5 protein-coding genes and 1 pseudogene are annotated in these 3,257 nt (G+C 50.3%); 3 read left to right on the plus strand and 3 right to left on the minus strand.

Going from position 1 to position 3,257, the window contains the following annotated elements; genetic code table 11:
* Positions 1-254, plus strand: a pseudogene (locus AC1HCM_RS08135) (hypothetical protein); the annotation flags it as partial.
* 95 nt (positions 255-349) lie between these two features.
* Here AC1HCM_RS08135 and AC1HCM_RS08140 read toward each other — a convergent pair.
* From AC1HCM_RS08140 to hemB, 3 genes are all read right to left on the minus strand, one after another.
* Positions 350-685 carry a hypothetical protein gene (locus AC1HCM_RS08140; protein WP_479461269.1) on the minus strand — a complete coding sequence of 112 codons (336 nt, stop codon included), beginning with the start codon at positions 683-685 and terminating at the stop codon, positions 350-352.
* Positions 686-806: 121 nt separating this feature from the next.
* The gene (locus tag AC1HCM_RS08145; protein WP_479461270.1) at positions 807-995 is read right to left on the minus strand and encodes a hypothetical protein; all 189 of its coding nucleotides are present in this window, start codon (positions 993-995) and stop codon (positions 807-809) included.
* Complete coding sequence (gene hemB / locus AC1HCM_RS08150; RefSeq protein ID WP_479461271.1) at positions 992-1,984, minus strand: porphobilinogen synthase; 993 nt, start codon at positions 1,982-1,984, stop codon at positions 992-994. The genes AC1HCM_RS08145 and hemB overlap by 4 nt, the downstream gene beginning before the upstream one ends.
* A gap of 24 nt (positions 1,985-2,008) precedes the next feature.
* Between hemB and AC1HCM_RS08155 the strand changes: the two genes are divergently transcribed.
* Together AC1HCM_RS08155 and mtnC are read left to right on the plus strand one after the other, a co-directional pair.
* Positions 2,009-2,563 carry a 1,2-dihydroxy-3-keto-5-methylthiopentene dioxygenase gene (locus tag AC1HCM_RS08155; RefSeq protein ID WP_479461272.1) on the plus strand — a complete coding sequence of 185 codons (555 nt, stop codon included), beginning with the start codon at positions 2,009-2,011 and terminating at the stop codon, positions 2,561-2,563.
* Positions 2,556-3,221, plus strand: a complete 666-nt coding sequence (gene mtnC, locus AC1HCM_RS08160; protein ID WP_479461273.1) for an acireductone synthase — start codon at positions 2,556-2,558, stop codon at positions 3,219-3,221. Before AC1HCM_RS08155 ends, mtnC begins: the two co-directional genes overlap by 8 nt.
* Positions 3,222-3,257: the final 36 nt, after the last annotated feature.

The following is a 3,257-nucleotide window of genomic DNA, read 5'->3' on the forward strand; positions in this document are numbered from 1 at the left end:
CTAAAGTATGCACGACAGATAAGGGACCCTGGTATGTCAGGGCTGTGAAGGAGCTTTCTACCGAGTGGGTTCATGAGACCTTCGGGAACAGGAACGTGGTAGAGAGGTGGTTCTTCTTTATAAAGCATAGGCTCAAAAGCATAGGCTCAGCAGGTTTTACAGAAGGTTTCCCTGGAATGCTAAGTATGAGACTGTATGGAGCTGGCTCGCTTCTTTCATTACTCTCTATACCCTCTTGTGAGGTTAAAAGTTAGCATGGTCACTTTGGTATCCGCATACTAAGGCACTACTGCTATCTATATTAACCAACCCTTCTTTTATAAAGAACTCTGGAACCTGTATGTGCATTCTACACCTTCCCTTCAAGCTCCTTGAGGTAGACCTTCCACCTTGGGGGTGTTAGCTCTGTGGAGCAACCGAGGGAAGAGGTGTCGTATATCTTAAAAGCCTTCGGGCTTTCGGGTTCGTGGACGAATATGAAGACCGTTCCCTTTGTGAGGGTCGTGAGGCTCTCCTTCCAGCCTTTCACTTCTTCAATCAGCTTCCTAAGCCTCTCCTTTACCTCTTCAGAGCTCAGGGTCTGCTTTACCCTCTCCTTCGTATCCTCAAAGACCCACTCTCCCGGGTTTATGTTCTCAACCATCTCAAGAACTCTATTCTCTGAGGGTATTCCGTAGAAACGCATCTTGGCTCTCCTTATCCAGTGGCCTTTTTCTTTCGCTGGAATTTGTCCAATAGCATTAGTGCAAGAGAGCTTACAACCGCTGCCAAAAGTAAGAGCAATAATGCTTGAATGGCGAGATCCATTACTCACCCCCCTTGTTAATCCAATATAAACCGAAAACGAGAAGGATGAAAAACGTTCCTATCGCGAGATACAGATAGCCACTGGTTGTTTCTTCTTTAAACACTGGATACACCACACCAACAACTGCTACTGCCTTACTAAGATCAAGCCATAACTTACCAAATTCCTGATAAACATCTCTTCTCATATCTCTCCCCTGTTTATCATCTGGGCGACCTCTTTGGCGAAGTAGGTGATGATCATGTCCGCTCCCGCACGCTTCATTGAAAGCAGGGACTCTACCATAACCTTCTTCTCATCTATCCAGCCGAGCTTACCCGCTGCCTTAACCATTGAGTACTCACCGCTGACGTTGTAGGCACACACAGGGAGGAGTGTGCTCTCTTTGACCTTTGCGATTATGTCAAGGTAGGAGAGGGCTGGCTTTACCATCACTATGTCCGCTCCCTCCATAACGTCTAAGAGAACCTCCTTCAGAGCCTCCCTTGAGTTGGCGGGGTCCATCTGGTAGCTCCTCCTGTCCCCAAAAGAGGGGGCACTCTCTGCCGCATCCCTGAAGGGTCCGTAGAAGGCTGAGGCGAACTTGGCTGAATAAGCCATTATCGGTATGTGGGTGTATCCCGCAGAGTCAAGAGCATCCCTTATAGCTCTCACCATCCCGTCCATCATTCCCGAGGGAGCTACCATGTCCGCACCATTTTCAGCATGTGAGACAACCTGCTTTTTGAGGTTCTCAAGGGTGGCGTCGTTGTCAACTTCGTGGTCGTGGAGCACACCGCAGTGTCCGTGGGATGTGTACTCGCAGAAGCACACGTCGGTTATCAGGTACATGTCGGGTACTTCCTTCTTTAAAACCCGTAGGGTCCTCTGGATTATTCCCTCATCGCTCCATGTGTCTGAGCCTACCTCATCCTTGTGCTCAGGGATTCCGAAGAGTATAACCGCAGGTATGCCGAGGTCCCTCGCCTCCTTCACCGCATCAGCAACCCTATCCACCGAGTACCTGTAAACGCCGGGCATGGATGGAACCTCTTCAGCTATGTTCTCCCCGTACCTTACGAAGACAGGGTATATGAGGTCATCAAGGGTTATGTGGTTCTCCCTGACGAGCCTTCTTATGTTCTCAGTCCTTCTCAGTCTCCTCGGTCTTTGCTTAGGAAATCCTGCCATATCCATGCCTATGATTTTAAAATATTCCCCATGAGCAGACTTCTGATATACGACGAGGAAGGAAGGCTTCTTGAGAAGATAGAGGACGGTGGGCAGATAACGGACAGGCTCTCTGAGATAGGGGTTCTATTTGAGAGGTGGGAGCCTGCATCTCCCCTTGACCCCTCAGCGGATGAGGAAACGGTGCTTGATGCCTTCAAGGACCAGATAAACAGGCTCATGATAAGGTTCGGCTTTCAGTCCTGCGACGTCGTGTCTCTGACTCCGGACAACCCCAAGAAGGAGGAGCTCAGGAACAAGTTCCTTGACGAGCACACCCATTCGGACTTTGAGGTCAGGTACTTCGTCTACGGGGACGGCGTCTTCTACCTCCACCCCGATGACAAGGTCTACGTTGTCCACTGCGAGGGTGGAGACCTAATAAGCGTTCCTCCCAACACACCCCACTGGTTTGACATGGGAGAAAACCCCAACTTCAAGTGCATAAGGCTCTTCACAACACCCGAGGGATGGGTAGCCAGCTACACAGGTTCGGACATAGCCAAGAAGTTTCCGAAGTACGAAGGGATAGTGAGCCTTGATTAAGGCAGTGCTGACAGACATAGAGGGCACGACCTCCTCCCTGTCCTTTGTCAAGGATGTTCTCTTCCCCTACTCAAAGCAAAGGCTTGAGGAGTTTATCAAAAGCCACTCTCAGGACCCAGAGGTTCAGAGGATACTCAGGGAGGTTCAGGAGATAGAGCCGGGAGACCCTGTCAAGACACTGCTCAGGTGGATTGAGGAGGACAGGAAGATAACACCCCTGAAGGAGCTTCAGGGTCTCATATGGGAGGAGGGCTACAGAAGCGGAGAGCTGAAGGGACACATATACGAGGACGCTTACAGAAAGCTCAAGGAGTGGCACGATAAGGGAATTCCCATCTACATATACTCCTCGGGCTCTGTAAAGGCTCAGAAGCTTCTCTTTGGGCACACCCAGTGTGGAGACCTGAACTACCTCTTTTCGGGCTACTTTGACACGAAGATAGGGAACAAGAAGGACCCCCACTCCTACAGAAGGATAGCCAGGGAGATAGGTCTAAACCCTGAGGAGGTTCTGTTCTTATCCGACAACCCGGAGGAGATAGAGGCTGCTGCGGAGGCAGGTATGCGGGTTATCAGGGTGGCGAGGGAGGGAGAGAACGAACCTATAGATAACTTCCCCTACAGGCAGGTAAGAAGCTTTGAGGAGATAGAGCTATGAGTCCTGAAGAGCAGCTCAAACTTCTTAAGCAGGGAA

The sequence above is a fragment of the Hydrogenivirga sp. genome (assembly GCF_056450045.1).